General features: G+C 36.7%; 15 protein-coding genes and 7 tRNA genes. 4 read left to right on the top strand and 18 right to left on the bottom strand.

Annotated elements, in window-relative coordinates:
• Positions 1-15 precede the first annotated feature (15 nt).
• Together AC1Q6O_RS15905 and AC1Q6O_RS15900 are read left to right on the top strand one after the other, a co-directional pair.
• Complete coding sequence (locus AC1Q6O_RS15905; RefSeq protein ID WP_008173424.1) at positions 16-525, top strand: hypothetical protein; 510 nt, start codon at positions 16-18, stop codon at positions 523-525.
• Positions 526-822: 297 nt separating this feature from the next.
• A complete protein-coding gene (locus AC1Q6O_RS15900) occupies positions 823-2,409 on the top strand; it encodes a catalase (protein ID WP_008173426.1) in 1,587 nt (528 codons plus the stop codon).
• A 45-nt stretch (positions 2,410-2,454) separates the two neighbouring features.
• On the opposite strand, the gene AC1Q6O_RS15895 is transcribed toward AC1Q6O_RS15900, so the two are convergent.
• The 3 genes from AC1Q6O_RS15895 to nagB all read right to left on the bottom strand — a co-directional run bounded on the left by AC1Q6O_RS15895 (position 2,455) and on the right by nagB (position 4,779).
• Positions 2,455-2,856, bottom strand: coding sequence for a cytidine deaminase (locus AC1Q6O_RS15895; protein ID WP_036127356.1), 402 nt, complete (start codon positions 2,854-2,856; stop codon positions 2,455-2,457).
• An 18-nt stretch (positions 2,857-2,874) separates the two neighbouring features.
• Positions 2,875-3,783, bottom strand: a complete 909-nt coding sequence (locus tag AC1Q6O_RS15890) for a S66 peptidase family protein (RefSeq protein WP_008173429.1) — start codon at positions 3,781-3,783, stop codon at positions 2,875-2,877.
• A 282-nt stretch (positions 3,784-4,065) separates the two neighbouring features.
• Positions 4,066-4,779, bottom strand: a complete 714-nt coding sequence (gene nagB / locus AC1Q6O_RS15885; protein WP_239355376.1) for a glucosamine-6-phosphate deaminase — start codon at positions 4,777-4,779, stop codon at positions 4,066-4,068.
• 186 nt (positions 4,780-4,965) lie between these two features.
• Between nagB and AC1Q6O_RS15880 the strand changes: the two genes are divergently transcribed.
• Positions 4,966-5,712: an arylamine N-acetyltransferase family protein gene (locus tag AC1Q6O_RS15880; protein WP_008173431.1), complete on the top strand. Its 747-nt coding sequence runs from the start codon at positions 4,966-4,968 to the stop codon at positions 5,710-5,712.
• A 40-nt stretch (positions 5,713-5,752) separates the two neighbouring features.
• Here AC1Q6O_RS15880 and AC1Q6O_RS15875 read toward each other — a convergent pair whose 3' ends face one another.
• From AC1Q6O_RS15875 to AC1Q6O_RS15850, 6 genes are all read right to left on the bottom strand, one after another.
• Complete coding sequence (locus AC1Q6O_RS15875; RefSeq protein ID WP_239355375.1) at positions 5,753-6,838, bottom strand: S-layer homology domain-containing protein; 1,086 nt, start codon at positions 6,836-6,838, stop codon at positions 5,753-5,755.
• 576 nt (positions 6,839-7,414) lie between these two features.
• On the bottom strand, positions 7,415-8,089 hold the full coding sequence (locus AC1Q6O_RS15870; protein ID WP_089987053.1) for an ABC transporter ATP-binding protein: 675 nt from the start codon (positions 8,087-8,089) through the stop codon (positions 7,415-7,417).
• Between the two features lie 2 nt (positions 8,090-8,091).
• Positions 8,092-9,123, bottom strand: a complete 1,032-nt coding sequence (locus AC1Q6O_RS15865) for an ABC transporter permease (RefSeq protein ID WP_239355374.1) — start codon at positions 9,121-9,123, stop codon at positions 8,092-8,094.
• Between the two features lie 146 nt (positions 9,124-9,269).
• Positions 9,270-10,076 (bottom strand): phosphotransferase family protein, encoded by an 807-nt coding sequence (locus tag AC1Q6O_RS15860; RefSeq protein WP_239355373.1) that lies wholly within the window; start codon positions 10,074-10,076, stop codon positions 9,270-9,272.
• A 113-nt stretch (positions 10,077-10,189) separates the two neighbouring features.
• A complete protein-coding gene (locus AC1Q6O_RS15855) occupies positions 10,190-10,582 on the bottom strand; it encodes a hypothetical protein (RefSeq protein ID WP_008173440.1) in 393 nt (130 codons plus the stop codon).
• A 1,304-nt stretch (positions 10,583-11,886) separates the two neighbouring features.
• Positions 11,887-13,107, bottom strand: coding sequence for a helix-turn-helix domain-containing protein (locus AC1Q6O_RS15850; RefSeq protein ID WP_237068882.1), 1,221 nt, complete (start codon positions 13,105-13,107; stop codon positions 11,887-11,889).
• 135 nt (positions 13,108-13,242) lie between these two features.
• Here AC1Q6O_RS15850 and AC1Q6O_RS15845 point away from each other — a divergent pair, with 135 nt between their 5' ends.
• Positions 13,243-14,538 (top strand): S8 family peptidase, encoded by a 1,296-nt coding sequence (locus AC1Q6O_RS15845; protein WP_089987056.1) that lies wholly within the window; start codon positions 13,243-13,245, stop codon positions 14,536-14,538.
• Between the two features lie 401 nt (positions 14,539-14,939).
• On the opposite strand, the gene AC1Q6O_RS15840 is transcribed toward AC1Q6O_RS15845, so the two are convergent.
• From AC1Q6O_RS15840 to AC1Q6O_RS15800, 9 genes are all read right to left on the bottom strand, one after another.
• Positions 14,940-15,233 (bottom strand): hypothetical protein, encoded by a 294-nt coding sequence (locus tag AC1Q6O_RS15840; protein WP_089987057.1) that lies wholly within the window; start codon positions 15,231-15,233, stop codon positions 14,940-14,942.
• Between the two features lie 36 nt (positions 15,234-15,269).
• The gene (locus AC1Q6O_RS15835; RefSeq protein WP_255319032.1) at positions 15,270-15,404 is read right to left on the bottom strand and encodes a hypothetical protein; all 135 of its coding nucleotides are present in this window, start codon (positions 15,402-15,404) and stop codon (positions 15,270-15,272) included.
• A 116-nt stretch (positions 15,405-15,520) separates the two neighbouring features.
• Positions 15,521-15,601, bottom strand: a tRNA-Leu gene (locus AC1Q6O_RS15830).
• 47 nt (positions 15,602-15,648) lie between these two features.
• Positions 15,649-15,722: transfer RNA gene (locus AC1Q6O_RS15825), tRNA-Cys, on the bottom strand.
• Between the two features lie 8 nt (positions 15,723-15,730).
• Positions 15,731-15,805, bottom strand: a tRNA-Gly gene (locus AC1Q6O_RS15820).
• A gap of 6 nt (positions 15,806-15,811) precedes the next feature.
• Positions 15,812-15,886 (bottom strand) — tRNA-Gln (locus AC1Q6O_RS15815).
• A gap of 26 nt (positions 15,887-15,912) precedes the next feature.
• Positions 15,913-15,985: transfer RNA gene (locus tag AC1Q6O_RS15810), tRNA-His, on the bottom strand.
• Positions 15,986-16,022: 37 nt separating this feature from the next.
• A tRNA-His gene (locus tag AC1Q6O_RS15805) sits at positions 16,023-16,098 on the bottom strand.
• 13 nt (positions 16,099-16,111) lie between these two features.
• Positions 16,112-16,185, bottom strand: a tRNA-Trp gene (locus AC1Q6O_RS15800).
• Between the last annotated feature and the right edge of the window lie 85 nt (positions 16,186-16,270).

The following is a 16,270-nucleotide window of genomic DNA, read 5'->3' as shown; positions in this document are numbered from 1 at the left end:
AAAGGACGTGTTTTCGTGATCAATCTTGCAGAAGCTGTTAAACTAAAAAGTATTTTAGGAAAGAAAACGCAAGAGCTTATTAGTGAATTACATCGTAGTGCTTTTGTGACAGTAGAAAAGGGACAGGCTCCTAAAACAAGTAACCGTGCACTCTCCCTTATTGAAGCCGAATTGGCTCAAGTTCGTGTAGATACGCGTACGCTAGATCGTTTAGTGTATGAAGCAAACATCCAAAACACAGTAGACTTTAAAGATCAGAAACTAGCACTAGTGGAAGCTATCGAATTAGCTACACAGCTGCGTGCTGAGGCTGAACTATGTAAAGAATTTAGTATGAGGGAAAAAGAAAGTGTTCGCTTTGGCTATGGTGATGGTGCTATGTTATACGAGATTGCATTATATGAGCCAGATGACTATAGAGAACGCGCAATGAAGCTCGAAAAACAGGCACATAAACTATCCAATCTTATTAATTCAAAAAATTACAGCATACAACTTAACTTTGATGATTCCCGTTATTTCTAATCTCGGGGCGGTGAGACTCCAAACCGAGTTGGATGTGCTGTTTTCAAATTTAGCTATTCGGCTAATTCAATAAAAACCAATAACAAGTTACCTGTTACTGTATGACCGATGACTAATGACCAACTATAGGTAAAGGCCATACTCAAAAAACTTGATTCCATTTGAAAACGCCATCCAAGGCTCTCCTACATCTATGTATGGAGAGCTTTTTTATCAGCAAATATGTAAAAATTCCCTATGTCTAGATTGCCCCTTTCAAGGACAAAATGGAAGTATCTCTTGGAAAGGGGTCATACTATGACGCAGCAAAATGATTCAACACATGAGCAAGATACAACATTGACAAATCGACAGGGGCATCCCGTTACTAACAATCAAAATTTACGAACGGTTAGTAATCGAGGTCCTGCAACACTTGAAAATTATGATTTTCTAGAGAAGATAAGTCACTTTGACAGGGAGCGAGTCCCAGAACGAGTTGTTCATGCTCGCGGTGCTGGTGCACATGGTTATTTTGAAACATACGGTGTAGTAGGCGATGAACCAATTTCTAAATATACCCGTGCAAAAGTCTTTCAGGATAAAGGAAAAAAAACACCTGTATTTGTGCGTTTTTCAACGGTTATACATGGTGGACATTCGCCTGAAACATTACGTGACCCACGAGGCTTTGCGGTAAAATTTTATACAGAAGATGGCAACTGGGATTTAGTAGGCAATAATTTAAAAATCTTCTTTATCCGTGATGCAATGAAATTCCCTGACATGATTCATGCATTTAAACCTGATCCTATTACTAATATTCAAAACGTTGAACGTTTCTTTGATTTTTGTGCTAGCTCACCAGAATCTTTCCACATGGTAACATTTGTATATTCACCTTGGGGTATACCCGCTAACTATCGTATGATGCAGGGCTCTGGCGTCAATACGTATAAGTGGGTTAATCACGAAGGTAAAGGGGTTCTAGTCAAATATCACTGGGAACCACTTCAGGGCATTAAAAATTTAACACAAAAAGAAGCAGAAGAAATTCAGCAGAAAAACTTTAATCATGCCACACAGGATTTATATGATGCGATTGAACGTGAAGAATTTCCTGAATGGGAGTTACATGTTCAAATTATGGAGGATGGTCCACATCCTGAGCTTGATTTTGATCCATTGGATGACACAAAGCTTTGGCCAAACGATCAATTCCCATGGTATTCAGTCGGTAAAATGGTATTAAACAAAAATCCTGAGGACTATTTTGCAGAGGTAGAACAAGCTACTTTCGGTACGGGCGTACTGGTCGATGGTTTAGATTTCTCCGATGATAAAATGCTACAAGGTCGTACATTCTCCTATTCAGATACACAGCGTCACCGTGTGGGAGCCAACTATCTTCAATTGCCAATTAATGCGCCTAAAAAGCGTGTAGCAACCAATCAAAGTGGTGGGCAAATGATGTATAAACGAGATTTAGCACCTGGTCAAAATCCACATATTAATTATGAGCCGTCCATGTTAAATGGCTTAAAGGAAGCAGCTCAGGATGGTAAGGAATATACTCCTTATGTTGAAGGAAACCTTGTTCGAGAATCCATTGATCGTCAAAGTAATACAAAGCAAGCTGGTGAAACTTACCGTAACTTTGAGCAATGGGAGCGCGATGAGCTGCTTGCCAATTTAATTCGTGATTTATCGGTCTGTCATATGGATATACAAAATGCAATGATTGCACTAGCGGAAGAAGCAGATGAAGAATATGGTCGTTTGCTAAAAGAAGGGTTGCATAAGGCTAGAAAGGAATCTTCTCCTTCAAAGCCACTTGGCAATATTGGTGGCGATCATGCCCCTCAGGATGCGATAGATAAAGGACATAATGCCGAGCCTTATTAAATCACACCAAAAAGACATTACATATTTTTGTAATGTCTTTTTGCATTATTGTTCATAGGCCTTATACCAGTGATATGGTTGTATCTCTTTTAACGTTTTAAATATTAGTGAACCGTCTGAATTCGTAACTGCTGCCTTCACATTCTCTCCCCAATAAAAGAGTCTTTCTTGGCAGACCCCACAAGGTGTGAGGACTACGAATTTAGATTTTTCATTTTCTCTAGCAACACAAATCGAATGTGTCACCTTTGTATTCAATTTATGCGCCTCTAAAATAGCACCCGTTTCCATACATAATTCAGTTGCTGCATTGATGACCTCTGGTGCGACACTAGTTAAAATATGCCCGTCCTCAGAATATAAAGCGGCCGCTCCGCCCCATCCTGAGGGATATCTTTTCTCCACTAATTGGACAGCTGCTTCATAGAGCTTTTTCTCAATATCCATATCATCAATCCCCCACAGTTAATATACTCCTGGTAATATCTTCAACACTTTTCCCTCTGCATCTAAATACGCATCTACCCCAAGAGGAATGCCTATATTCGTTAATTCATGTCCTATTTTAAAACCTGCCACAACAGGAATGCCTAAGTCTCCAAAATACTCTTTCATTAAATTATTTAGTGCTGCATCATCCGACTCTGTTTGTGTAAAGGAGCCAATGACAACACCTGCTAGCTGCTCAAATTTCCTAGCTTGCTTTAATTGCTGTAGCATCGAATCAATGTTAGGAATCGATTCAGCTAACTCCTCTATCAATAAAATCTTACCTTCTGTCTGTATCTCAAATTTAGTACCTAATGTGCTGACAAGACGATAAAGATTTCCTCCTATTAATTCACCGCGTGCCACCCCACCAGCAATTGTTATTAAAGGAGAAATTGATTCCGTATATTGTATTTCGATAGGGGAAAATAATTGTACAAACATTTTCTTCGATAGTTCATCCATTGTATTAGCAGCCATTAGCATAGGTCCGTGGAATGTTACTAAATTAGCGTACTCATTGATGGCACAATGCAAATAGGTAATATCTGAAAAGCCCCAGAAAATTTTTGGATTTTCCTCTAATAGCGTATAATCAATTTTTTCAGCTATTCGGGCAGCGCCATAACCTCCCTTTACACAAAAAATCGCTTTCACTTCAGGATTTTTAACCATTTCATGAAAATCAGCTAACCTGATTTCATCACTTCCCGCTAAATAATCATGCTTGGCATGGATGGTATCCCCTACGATATAGCGAAGACCCAACTCATCTAAAAAAGCTAATGCGTCCCCAAGCTTTTCAGATTCTACTAGACTCGATAGGGCAACTACACCTACTACATCTCCCTTTTGTAAACGTGGTACGGTATTTTTCACGTTCATTCCTCCTTTATTTTTCTAATGCTGTCTCTAAGTTAGTGCGAAGACATTTAGCTATTATTGCATCTTCTTCCCATCATTCTATACGGTTATTTTCTACTTAAGAAGAAACGATCGACATTCTGCAATTGCAACCTTCAGACATTTAGACATACCCTTCAACAAGGGTGATTTAATTGTTATTGTAGCAGTAATTTTTGGGAGCGTATATCCATTGCTCATCCGTTTTCAGGAAAAAACAAGAAAGCAAAGTCTTCAGTCATAAGAAGACTTTGCTTTTTATTGTTAATTTGTGCCGCCATAAATAATCGTCACGTTAGGATGTTTCAATAATTGACTTGCAGGGAAATCTTCTGTTATATGGCCACTTTTCAATTTTTGAATGGCCGCCAGCTTCTTTTCACCAAAGGCAATCAGGACAATTTCCTTCGCCTTCATAATGGATTGAATGCCCATCGTAATCGCATGTGTTGGGACTTCGGCTTCGTCATCAAAGTAAATCGCATTTTCTGTTCTTGTTGATGTCGTTAATTCGACAATATTTGTCATAGAATGGAACGGAGTACCTGGCTCATTAAAACCTATATGACCATTTACGCCAATTCCAAGAAGCTGTAAATCAATACCTTCTACCGCATCAATTCTTGCATCATATGCCTTGCATTCAGCAGCTAAATCCTCTGCCTCACCATTTGGCAAATGTATATTTTCTTGTTTAATATTTACATCATTAAATAAATTATTGTGCATAAAAGTCCAGTAACTTGCAGGACTTGTTCGCTTAAGACCTACATATTCGTCCAAATTAAAAGTTTGTACATCCTTAAATGATACTTGACCAGCTTGATGTCGGGCTACTAATTCTTTATACATTCCTACAGGTGAACCACCAGTTGCTAATCCTAGCACACTATTTGGCTTCTTCTGTATTTGCTCTAAAAAAATCTTTGCGGCCATTTCGCTCATTTCGTCATATGTATTGACTTCTATCCATTTCATTTTCCTTATCATACCTACCTTAAATTCTTATTCATTAACTATATTGTAAAAAATTTCACTTTATAGTAGCTAATATATTAATTCTACAAGTTATTTAGCTATTTTTCTATCATTTCCCTCGTAATATTATGCGTGTATTCTGTTGCTGTTTCGGTTATGTTATTAATAAGGAAGTGAGGCGATTTTATGAATGCACAGATTCAGCAATATTTACAGCATATTCAATTTCAAGGAACTTTAGAGCCTACTGTCCAACTACTAGGACAGCTACAGACAAAGCATCTATTGACTATTCCCTATGAAAATTTAGATGTTGCCTTGAACCTCGGTATCTCATTCTCTATTCCTAATTTATTTCAAAAGATTATTGTTGAGCGACGTGGTGGCAATTGTTTTGAACTAAATATTTTATTTAGCTGGCTTTTACGGGAGCTAGGCTTCTCAGTTACCAATCGCTATGCTCAGTTTTGGCGCAATGTTGAAGAACATATGCCTCCTGAAGATATACCCATGCATCAGTTATTACTAGTAAAGGATGCGAAGCAATCCTATATTTCAGATGTAGGCGTTGGTGCTTTAGCGCCTTGTAAACCAGTACCATTAATAGCCGGATATAAACACCGAGAAGGTCGAGAATTATATAAAGTAGAGTATGATGAAGAAAATGGTTGGATGCTTTTTGAGCAAACCAAACAGCAATGGCGTTTGCTCTATTGCTTTCATGATGATGCAAATGATGCAAAATTTGCCCCACGACTCTCCAAGCAAAAAAATAAAATCGCCATGATTCGAACGGCTCGTGGTCGTCACACGATGATGAACAATGAATTTAGAATTTACGAAGGACCATCCTTAACTACCTATACAACAAACACCGAGAAGGAATGGCAGCAAGCATTACAGCGCTTTTTTCATATTTCTATACAACAATAAAGGAAAGCGAGTCCATCAGTGGCTTGCTTTCCTTTTCTGATTATTTCATTGTTCGATTGAGTAATTCAAACACAACTATATCATTGTGTAGCTCCTTGATTAAACCAATTTCATCTACGAAATAATAAGTTTTTATCACATCACTAAATTTTGACCTTTTCTCTACTATTATTACACCCGTATATTGCACTTCACCAGCTTGTACTGTGCTATTAGTTGATTTTACAGTTACTCTTTCTCCTGCAGTAACCCCTGGATCATCTTCATGTAAAATAACACCTATTCTAAGTGGTAGTTCCATATATAAATCATAATGTGTGTTAGCTTCACTTGCAATGGCTTGACCATATGCACGATCATGACCATATAAAAGCTCATCAGCAAGTGATTGTCCTGTACTTACATTTTTGACTGTCCATACATCATTTTTACCGTCGTGTTGCTCATATTGATAGCTTAAAGTATAACGCTTATTGTCGCTTAAAGAATAATGGGCATACGTATAAACAAATGCCGGGTCCTTTAGCAAATTGGGCTTAGAAAGAGTCAATGCTCGTGCCAAAAATGCTGAGAAGTGTGCACGTGTAACAGGGTCATTAGGCTTAAATGCACCACCCTCATAGCCCCTTATTAAATGATTATGGGCCAGTGTTAAAATTTCTTTATAACCACGTGTCTGCTCCGTCACATCTGTAAAATAATAAGAATCTGAGCCTTTTAATTGAAAGGCTCTATTTAGCACAATAGCCATTTCTCCTCTAGTAATCGGCGCGTCTGGATTAAATGTATGAGCTGCATCGAATATCCCTTTGTTTTGTACAGCAGCTATTTCTTTGTAATATTGATTAGCAGTTGTTACATCTTGATAGTGGGGGTTTTCTATGTTGATTGTGTTTAGTCCTAAAGCACGTGTGAGCATGACAGCTACTTGTGCTTTCGTAACATAGTCATTCGGCTTGAATAACTGATTCGAATAACCCTTCACAATATCCTGCTCCACTAAATAATGTATTTCTGTCATCAAGGTATCATCCGTTAAATCTTTAAAACTGGCTGCCTGCACTTCCTTCGGTATTAAGCCAATCGTTATCAGGATCAAACATACTAATTTCAATATGTTCCTCACATTATCCCTCCTCCATCGATTCTTTACCCATAAAGACGTTTAATTATGCTTAAAATGAAAAAAGACTCTACTGAAAGAGACTTTATGCGTTATTTTTATGTTGAATTAATCCGATTCCTAGACCAGTAGGATCCACCAAATAAGCAAGATAAAAGTCATCAAACTCCATTTTCTCACGCAAAATAGTAGCCCCGTTCCTTGTTGCCTATTCGATAACTTCATCAGTTGCATTTTGAATTCGTGTACCAAGTGGATAGTCACTTGGACCTTTACTAATGCCACCATTAACCCCAATTTCGCTTTCTTGCCCAGTTGTCACTGGCCTAATCTCAATTCGGGGCCGCTACCTCCCAGCCAAACAACTTACTATAAAAGCTGCCGTTTTCTTAGGTTACTGACTATTTAATTCCAAGCTAATTACTCTTCCCAAACATATCCCTCCTTTTTATTTTTGCATAACAAATAATTCAACAATTAATTGGATTTTCCTTCCTAATAATCCTATAAATTTGCATGTCACACACATTTAACCTAAATGTTACACAAGGCTCCCTATTAGTTGGAGCCTTGCTTATTTTATAACACGACACCATCGCTCATTTTAATAATACGATCTGTATAAGCCAACATTTCTTCGTCATGCGTCACTAATAATGTTGTTATATTTAAAGTTTTTGTTAATGTTCTTAATAACAACATAATTTCTTTAGAGCGCTGTGAATCTAAACTTGCTGTTGGCTCATCTGCAAACAATACTTTTGGTTGATGAATAATGGCACGAGCAATCGCTACACGTTGCTTTTCTCCACCTGACAAGGAAGAAGGATAAGCATGTTGACGATGAGCTAACCCAACTAACTGTAATAAACGATTTACTTCATGCTTTTTCTCATGTTTCTTCAGTGGCGACCCAGCAACGTCCAACATTAATAGCAGCTGCTCCTCAACGGTAAGAAAAGGTACTAGATGTGCAAACTGAAAGACAAAGCCAAATTTACTTGCACGCAGCCCTCGTACCTGTTCCTCGTTCATAGCCGTTAAATTATGTCCCTCAAAAAGGATTTGTCCATCTGTTGCTGGTTGTAGTCCAGCAGCTATAGTTAATAACGTGCTTTTCCCTGAACCAGATGCACCTACCAATGCGGTAATTTCTCCTTCTTTTAAGGATAAATTAATGCCTTTTAAAATTTCCTCTTCGACATCACCATTTTTAAACGTTTTTCTTACTTCATCAATCGTAAATAACGTCATGACTAAGCCTCCCCCTGGTGTATTGCTTGTAACGGTTCGATTTTTTTAATTTGTAGACCTGACAGTGTAGCTCCCACAAAACCAATGACAAGGAACACTAACGATAGTTGTATTGTTGTACCTAGGTTTAACGTAAACGGCATCTCCTTTGGCGCAACTATATTGAATAATTGACTAAGGCTGACTGATAATACTAATGAAAAGGCAGTAATAATCACCATCTGTGTCCAGATCATGTTAAATAACCTACTTGTTTTTAATCCAATCGCCTTGAGAATGCCATATAGTCCAATCTTTTGTACATTCATCATATAGAAGAAAATAGCAAATAACATACCACTAATGACAACTAAAAACCAAATTATCATATTTAAAGACATCTGTTCCGCACTGTAACTCGGAATAGCATTCAGAAATTCTTTATTCCTATAAGACTGCAGTCCCTCAAATTCCTTAGCCGTATTTTTGGGAACGAAAATTAATTGCATATCCTTTACCCGATACATTTCCTGATAAGCCTCTTTACTTATATAAGCAACAGGTGCATGGCTATATTTCTTTTGCTCCACAAAGCCTTTCACTATAAACTCGCCACTATATTGATTGTTCGTTAATATATCTCCAACCTTAATTCCTTTATCCTGTAGCGAGCTGTCTAACAGCACCTCACCATGTCGTACATTTCTAAATAGTGTTGATTCCGTCGACGTGACAAAGGCCACACTTTGCTGTTTATCATCCTGATCACTTAAAAAGCCCATTTGAATAGAAAAGGCAACTGCCTCCTTCTCCTCAGTCATGACTTCCTGTTGTAGATCGCTAGAGATTCTCGAAAGATTAAACGTCCCATCTGCATCCTCCGTCATGTAAAATTGTCCTTGAGGTAAATCTTTTATTAAAGCTGCATTATCCTGTGACAAACCATTCGCCAAACCTGAAATAATAAACGTTAAAAAACTAACTAGGAAGATGATGGAGCCCAAGATTAAAAACCGCACTTTATTTTTCTTCATTTCTTTCCAGGCAAGATTCATCCTTAACCCCTCCATTACTTTGATTATCCTTAGCTTAAAATTGTTACATGAACAGAGCATGAACTAATCGTTAAAAATGTAGGGGAAAACAAATAAACCGCTCTGAAGGAAAGTAATTTATCCTACAGAACGGTTTATATCTTCATCTAAAAAAACTCATATAATCCATTTTTAAAGTAATTGTACTCGTTTTGATTAATTAATTTTCTCCCATACCCTTCATAAAATATCTGCCTGTCTCTTTCAGTTTCAAAGGCTTGTGGTTTAGGTCTTACAGCTAGCGCAAAATCGTATCGTGGGTCACCGAATGCTCCACCACTCCAATCAATAATACCCGATATTTTCTGATTATGAACGAGAACATTATCGATTGTAAAATCACCGTGTATGAATGTTTGCTGAATAGGTTCAGGTTTATTCCCTTTTAAGTCATCTAACAACTTTGACGTACCATCTACCTCAAAATTTTTTAGATTAAACTCTGCCTGACCCAACATATCATCGATCCAAACCCCAACTGCTCCCTCCTTTATTTCCAGTGGGCATGGCATCGAATGAATGGCTGAAAGGACCTTTCCATAATGAAAGATGATTGCATGCCTGTTTTCCTCTTTGGTTTCATTCTCTAACGCCTGTCTAATCGTGCTACCCTCTATATATTCCATCAATGCCCATGCCTGATTGTCTAAAGGTTGTTCAACAAAACAATATAAACGAGGGATAGGTAATGTAGAATTAGATAGACATTTTAGAACAGTCGCTTCTTTCTTTAACCATGAGCCATATTGCTTTCCTTTTGTTCTCTTTAAAAAGAAAGTGCCTCTTTCAGAAAAAAGGATTCCAACATCTGATGTATGCCCCTGTCTTGGAAAAGAAATATGGGTAACTCCACCAACATAATCGACTATTTCTTTAGGTATTTCTGTAAGATGTATCGGCTTCAACCTGATCACCACCTAGTTAAAAAGTTAGAACAAATATTGTAATAAAAAAACAGTTCCAATCGTTTACCTAAATAACTTTAGCATTTCAATAGTTTTCTTTTAATCTTATCCGTTTTATACGTTTATAGTGTTTTTATATACTTTATGATGTTGCTGATATTTTCAGAATTATATTCCGCCTCTGATAAAAGATAGTATCCACTTTTCGAAAAATCAATATGACCCAGTAAACTTTTTAAGTATGGAGAAATTAAAACCAAAATGCCATCGTTTTCTAATAATTCCTCTGGAGATTCAAATCCATGAGTAACTTCTACGTTAAAAGAACTCAAATGATTTTCTTTCAATGAATTTTCTATGCTTTTTTTTAATCTCGTTGACCTTTTCTTCAAGAAGAATCCTTCTCTATCTAAACCAGTGGCAAATCCCCTAAAACCCATTGCTAATTTCGGATAAATATAAATCGTTTTAATTATGAGCAACCCCTTCAAAAAAAGATTTATAACTCTCTCCATACCAATCCTATTATTTCCATTTTAACATATAAAAGAAAGGAATATATATTGTCACTACTATATCAATTGCTCCCCTTAAACGTTTGTGCAGCACATAATTTCACATAATTATGTTTGAAGTACTGTCCTACATGGTGGAAGTGATGTTGTAGTAGCAAGGAAAACAAAAAAGACTCCACACAATTAAGTGTGAAGCCTTAACTATGTAGCATTCTCTGTTGCTAGTATAGGATACAGGTGGTCGAGACAGAGAATGCATTAAAAAGCCTTATATTTCAAGGTATTCTATCTGACGTGTGTAAAATTGGTGTAAAGTAATTTGGCAATGTAAATCTCAAAAGTACATACTTTTCTTTAAAAGTGATATGCCTCAAGATAAGTTTTTTCACTAATTACATCTTGCCGCCGTGAGGTGAAAGGTATTATCTTCTCTTTAACAGTATATGAAGATAGTTCGGTATATCAAAGTTTTTTTCAAATTCTGTTTGTAACATCTTTAACGAGAATTTATCCTTTTTCATTGAATTGCGGTAACAAAGTGTTAGCTCTTTGCAGGCGCACTTTTAGCAGAAATTAATTACCCAGTAATGGAAAAGTAACAATTAAATACATTACCCACACTCTACATACGTAGAGTGTGGTGGTGCTAGTGGGTTCAATACCGCATTCATTTCTGCCAATTTACTGCTTGATAAGCTCTAAACTTTTTGAGGCTACATCATTCTATACCATCGTCAATCAACATTATTTGATTGAAAGTTATTGAGCAATGCATGTACTTCATCTGTTGATTTCATGTTCATCAATTGATATCTTACATTGTCCTTCATGTTACTTCTCCGCTCTTTTCAACAACTCATGGTTTTTCATTTACAGAACGCTTCCCTGAAAGTGCGAGTGTCAGGTCAAAATCAGCTATCAGGTTTCTTAACACCTACTTGACTCCTTCTTCATCAACCAAAGGCAATCCATAAATATAGGAGACCTACCAGTACTGTCCTTGCCCTAAGTCAATTGGCGTTTAATCTCTTTAATGCGAGAATTATGCCCGCTGAGGCTCAATATAAAGCCTACCAAAGTACATGCTGCTACGTGTATCTTATGGGCAATTTTTCAGTTGCGAAGTGCCTCACATTTCGAGTTTTGAAAAACACTGTTCCTCAATCATAAGATAGAGCCACTACCTTCTACCACTCTGGCCTTTTATAAAACCGGTGGATGAATTGGAACAGATATAATTATTACTGCAGCACTCAGTATTAAAATTGATAATCCAACATTTTTCTTCATATTCACACTCTCCTTTAAATTTCAATAAATTGCATAGCTTTCTCGAACTGCTTTTCTTGTCGATAATACTCTCCCAATAAATTAGAAAATTGTTGGTGCATTTCTTTTAATTCTTCATTATCTGCTGTAAATGGAATTAACCTCCCTTCTAAAAAATCCATTGCTTTCTTTTTTTCTTCTCCTAGCAAATATAAATAAAAAGTAGCAAATAAATTAAAACTTATTTTTTTCTTATTTTTTGCTTCTTCCTTTAGAATAGTAAAGGTTTTTATACTTTTTTCCGTTTGTCCTAAGCGAAATTGTGTAACACCTAAATTATATAAGCAAAGCAGATAATGATCACAGTTCTTTGACATTAAAGAAGCGCTTTTTTCAAAGTAAATTAATGCATTTTCATATTCCCATCTCATTTGGTACAAATCCCCCAAATTGTGATATATAGCAGGTAATAGCTGCTGTTGCTGTAATAGCTCCACATTTCTCACTAAATGTTCATAGATTTCGATTGCTTCGTGAAACACTTTTCCTCGAGAGTAATTGAGTGCCAGAGACATTAATGTATAAATAATTCTTTTAAAATTAAATTGGTCCTTATAGAATTGAAGAGCTTTTTTCCCATAAATAATTGCTTGGCTTGGTTCTTCTAACCGCCCTTTTATTAAAGCGAAATGATAGTAAAACTCTCCTTCTAGTGACCCTAGTTCTGGATGTATTTGAAGTATTTGAGTTAGTTCTTTAGCTGCTTCCTCATATTTACCTTTTGTAATTAAAACTAATGCATAATAATATGAATGTAAATACCTTTCATGTTGGGAAAAATTTTGTCGGTGGGCATTTAGCCATCTTAATTGATTGTCTGCTAATTTATGCTCTTTAACAAACACATAATAACGTAACTTATAAAGTTCATATAAATAAATAGATTCTGTAAAACCTATTATTTCTTCATATTCTTTTAATCTGCTCATTGTCTCTTTTACTTTCTCATTCTCTAGGTAATTTATATGTTTTTGTAAATCATTTAATAGGCAAATAATATTTTGTTCGTTATTCTCTACATCATGAATACTAATATTTAATCGTTCTAGCAGTAGACGTATTGTCTCGCTATTTGCTTCTTTATTATTATTCTCAATTTTACTTAAATGAGGAATCGAGCAAATCCCCATTGCCACTGAATTCTGTGTCATTCCTAGCTTTGTACGATAGTACTTAATTAATGAACCTATCTTCATTTTCATAACCTCCCGTATCGAATGACTATATTTTACATTTATTATAATCATAATTTTCCCAATAATCAAAAAACCTAAATTATGGTAGATTCAAATTGTAGTACTATAACTTAATTTGAAAAGGGGTTGGGATGAATGAAAAAAATGAAAAGTACGTTGCTAAGTCTTTTGATTGCAGGATCAGTAATAAATCCGGTGTACGCAACAGCGATGAATAGCGAAGATAGCTCAGGAAACGACGGTGGTCAGGAGAAATTCCGTGTTTATGTTGAGGCAAACAAAAAATCAGAAAAATCAACATTAAAAACTCAATATTCTGCTCGTTGGGAATTAACAGAGAACGGATTTTCAACTGATATGAATGAAAAACAATTCGAAGCATTACAGAAGAATAAAAATTTCACAGTTACAAAAGTTCCTATCGTTACATTAGATACGATAGGTTTGGAAGACGATAGTATGGTAGAAAATGAAACCCTGGATTTGGTAACTTCTTTAAGAGCTTCTCAACAAATACCTTGGGGAATTAAAGCAATTTATAACAATGATACTTTAACATCTACAACTGGAGGAAGTGGCATTAATATTGCCGTACTCGATACGGGTGTAAATACTTCTCATCCTGACCTTGTCAATAACGTAGAGCAATGTAAAGACTTTACAGGTGCGACAACACCCATTAATAACAGCTGTACAGATAGAAACGGACATGGTACACATGTTGCTGGTACGGCCTTAGCTGATGGTGGAAGCGATCAAGCAGGCATTTACGGTGTAGCTCCAGATGCTGATCTTTGGGCTTACAAAGTGTTATTAGATAGCGGCTCTGGATACTCAGATGATATTGCTGCTGCTATTCGACATGCAGCAGATCAAGCAACAGCTACTGGTAGCAAAACAATTATTAGTATGTCTCTAGGTTCTTCAGCGAATAATAGCCTCATTTCAAGTGCTGTCAATTACGCATACAGTAAAGGAGTTCTAATAGTAGCTGCAGCTGGTAATTCAGGCTATGCGCAAGGAACAATTGGTTATCCGGGGGCATTACCAAATGCAATCGCCGTTGCAGCTTTAGAAAATGTACAACAAAATGGGACTTATCGTGTAGCTGACTACTCTTCACGTGGTTATATATCTACAGCTGGAGATTATGTAATCCAGGAAGGTGATATTGAAATCTCAGCTCCTGGCTCATCAGTTTATTCTACATGGTATAATGGCGGTTATAATACAATTAGCGGCACATCAATGGCTACCCCTCATGTCTCTGGTTTAGCAGCAAAAATTTGGGCTGAAAATCCGTCATTGTCTAACACGCAACTACGTTCTAACTTACAAGCGAGAGCAAAATCAGTAGATATTAAAGGTGGTTATGGAGCTGCTATAGGTGATGACTACGCTTCAGGATTTGGATTTGCTCGCGTTCAATAATTTCAAAAGGTGAAGCATACTAACATTAGTAATACAAACCAAAGCTATGGTTTGTATTACTATTTTTTTGGTTCTAAACGTATTCACCAGTACCCCTAATACCTCCAAGTAGTATTATAGCTTCGCTTGTTATACGAGATCTAAGTCCCAACCAGCCTCAAACAAATTTCTACAGGTAGGGGTGAACAGGTAGAATTATTGAAAGGCACTTAATGTGCCTTTCAAACTTCACTAATTAAAATCATGAATAAATTCTTTTAACAATATTTTAAAGTAATCCAGATATCCCTCATTTAAAATGCTACTAGGAATATGTGTAGAATAGTCAATATGATTTACAAACTTAAATTCTTCTTTATCATACTTTCCTATTTCTTCGGTTTTTAGAGTAGTAGTAAATATTATTTGATTACGGAGTATGTTTCTGTTTTTTTAGTAAACAGACTATCAAAAAATAAAGTTCCATTTGGATCAATACTTTTATATTTTTCATTCATGGAGAATAAAACATTAGAGATAACTTCTTTTTTAGTTGAAATACCTTTGTCCTTTGCAATTTCAAACATAGTAATAATTGATTCTAATTCTCGTATTTGTTCATCTAGTTCTTGTACTTTACTCTCAGCATCTTCTGCATTAAATAATTGCTCTTTATAAAATAACAGTGATTCTAAAGAAATCTCGTCAACGAACATTATCCCATAGTTTACTTACCTGATTACACGAACCAGTCAAATCATTGAAGTTATATAGTAACTAATATCATTACTATCTGTTCTAAAATTCATCAAGTATAATAAAGCTTTAGTTTCATACTCGCTTCCAATACCTCTATTCTTTTCTGTAGCTTGAATAACATAGCTCATTCGTTAGCCCCCCTTTTCATGGAAGAATATTCAATCTTAATGTATACAGTTTTTCTACAAATTTTCAACATAAAAAAAGAACCCTTGAGTTATCAAGGATTCTTTCACTTTTTAGATACCGGTGGTCGGGGTCGAACCGACACTCCAAAGGAACACGATTTTGAGTCGTGCGCGTCTGCCAATTCCGCCACACCGGCATAATGGAGATAAAAAAAATCGGATAAACCGATTAGCAGTAAAAATATGGAGGCGGCAACCGGATTTGAACCGGTGATAAAGGTGTTGCAGACCTGTGCCTTACCACTTGGCTATGCCGCCATCATACTTGGAGCGGAAGACGAGGTTCGAACTCGCGACCCCCACCTTGGCAAGGTGGTGTTCTACCACTGAACTACTTCCGCAATAAATGGCTGGGGTACCTGGATTCGAACCAGGGCATGACGGAATCAAAATCCGTTGCCTTACCGCTTGGCTATACCCCAAAAGATAATTATATATAAAAATGGGGGGCGACTGATGGGAATCGAACCCACGAATGCCTGAACCACAATCAGGTGCGTTAACCACTTCGCCACAACCGCCATAATTAATATTATTTTGTTTTATTTTAAAGTTAAATGGGGCGACTGATGGGAATCGAACCCACGAATGCCTGAACCACAATCAGGTGCGTTAACCACTTCGCCACAACCGCCATAAAATTTAATTGGCAGGGGCAGTAGGAATCGAACCCACATCAAAGGTTTTGGAGACCTCTATTCTACCGTTAAACTATGCCCCTATTTGATAAAAACTGGTGGAGGGGGACGGATTCGAACCGCCGAACCCTAAGGAGCGGATTTACAGTCCGCCGCGTTTAGCCACTT

The organism is Lysinibacillus sp. GW823-FHT06C08 (assembly GCF_058795135.1).
Note: the sequence above shows the minus strand (reverse complement) of the source record. Positions and strands in the feature narration are given on the sequence as shown.

Bases quoted from the DNA above. Each gene is read 5' to 3' on its own strand.
- AC1Q6O_RS15900 (WP_008173426.1), top strand. From the start codon at position 823: ATGACGCAGCAAAATGATTCAACACATGAGCAAGATACAACATTGACA.
- AC1Q6O_RS15895 (WP_036127356.1), bottom strand. From the start codon at position 2,856: ATGGATATTGAGAAAAAGCTCTATGAAGCAGCTGTCCAATTAGTGGAG.
- AC1Q6O_RS15890 (WP_008173429.1), bottom strand. From the start codon at position 3,783: ATGAACGTGAAAAATACCGTACCACGTTTACAAAAGGGAGATGTAGTA.
- nagB (WP_239355376.1), bottom strand. From the start codon at position 4,779: ATGAAATGGATAGAAGTCAATACATATGACGAAATGAGCGAAATGGCC.
- AC1Q6O_RS15880 (WP_008173431.1), top strand. From the start codon at position 4,966: ATGAATGCACAGATTCAGCAATATTTACAGCATATTCAATTTCAAGGA.
- AC1Q6O_RS15870 (WP_089987053.1), bottom strand. From the start codon at position 8,089: ATGACGTTATTTACGATTGATGAAGTAAGAAAAACGTTTAAAAATGGT.
- AC1Q6O_RS15865 (WP_239355374.1), bottom strand. From the start codon at position 9,123: ATGAATCTTGCCTGGAAAGAAATGAAGAAAAATAAAGTGCGGTTTTTA.
- AC1Q6O_RS15855 (WP_008173440.1), bottom strand. From the start codon at position 10,582: ATGGAGAGAGTTATAAATCTTTTTTTGAAGGGGTTGCTCATAATTAAA.
- AC1Q6O_RS15850 (WP_237068882.1), bottom strand. From the start codon at position 13,107: ATGAAGATAGGTTCATTAATTAAGTACTATCGTACAAAGCTAGGAATG.
- AC1Q6O_RS15845 (WP_089987056.1), top strand. From the start codon at position 13,243: ATGAAAAAAATGAAAAGTACGTTGCTAAGTCTTTTGATTGCAGGATCA.
- AC1Q6O_RS15840 (WP_089987057.1), bottom strand. From the start codon at position 15,233: ATGTTCGTTGACGAGATTTCTTTAGAATCACTGTTATTTTATAAAGAG.
- AC1Q6O_RS15835 (WP_255319032.1), bottom strand. From the start codon at position 15,404: ATGAGCTATGTTATTCAAGCTACAGAAAAGAATAGAGGTATTGGAAGC.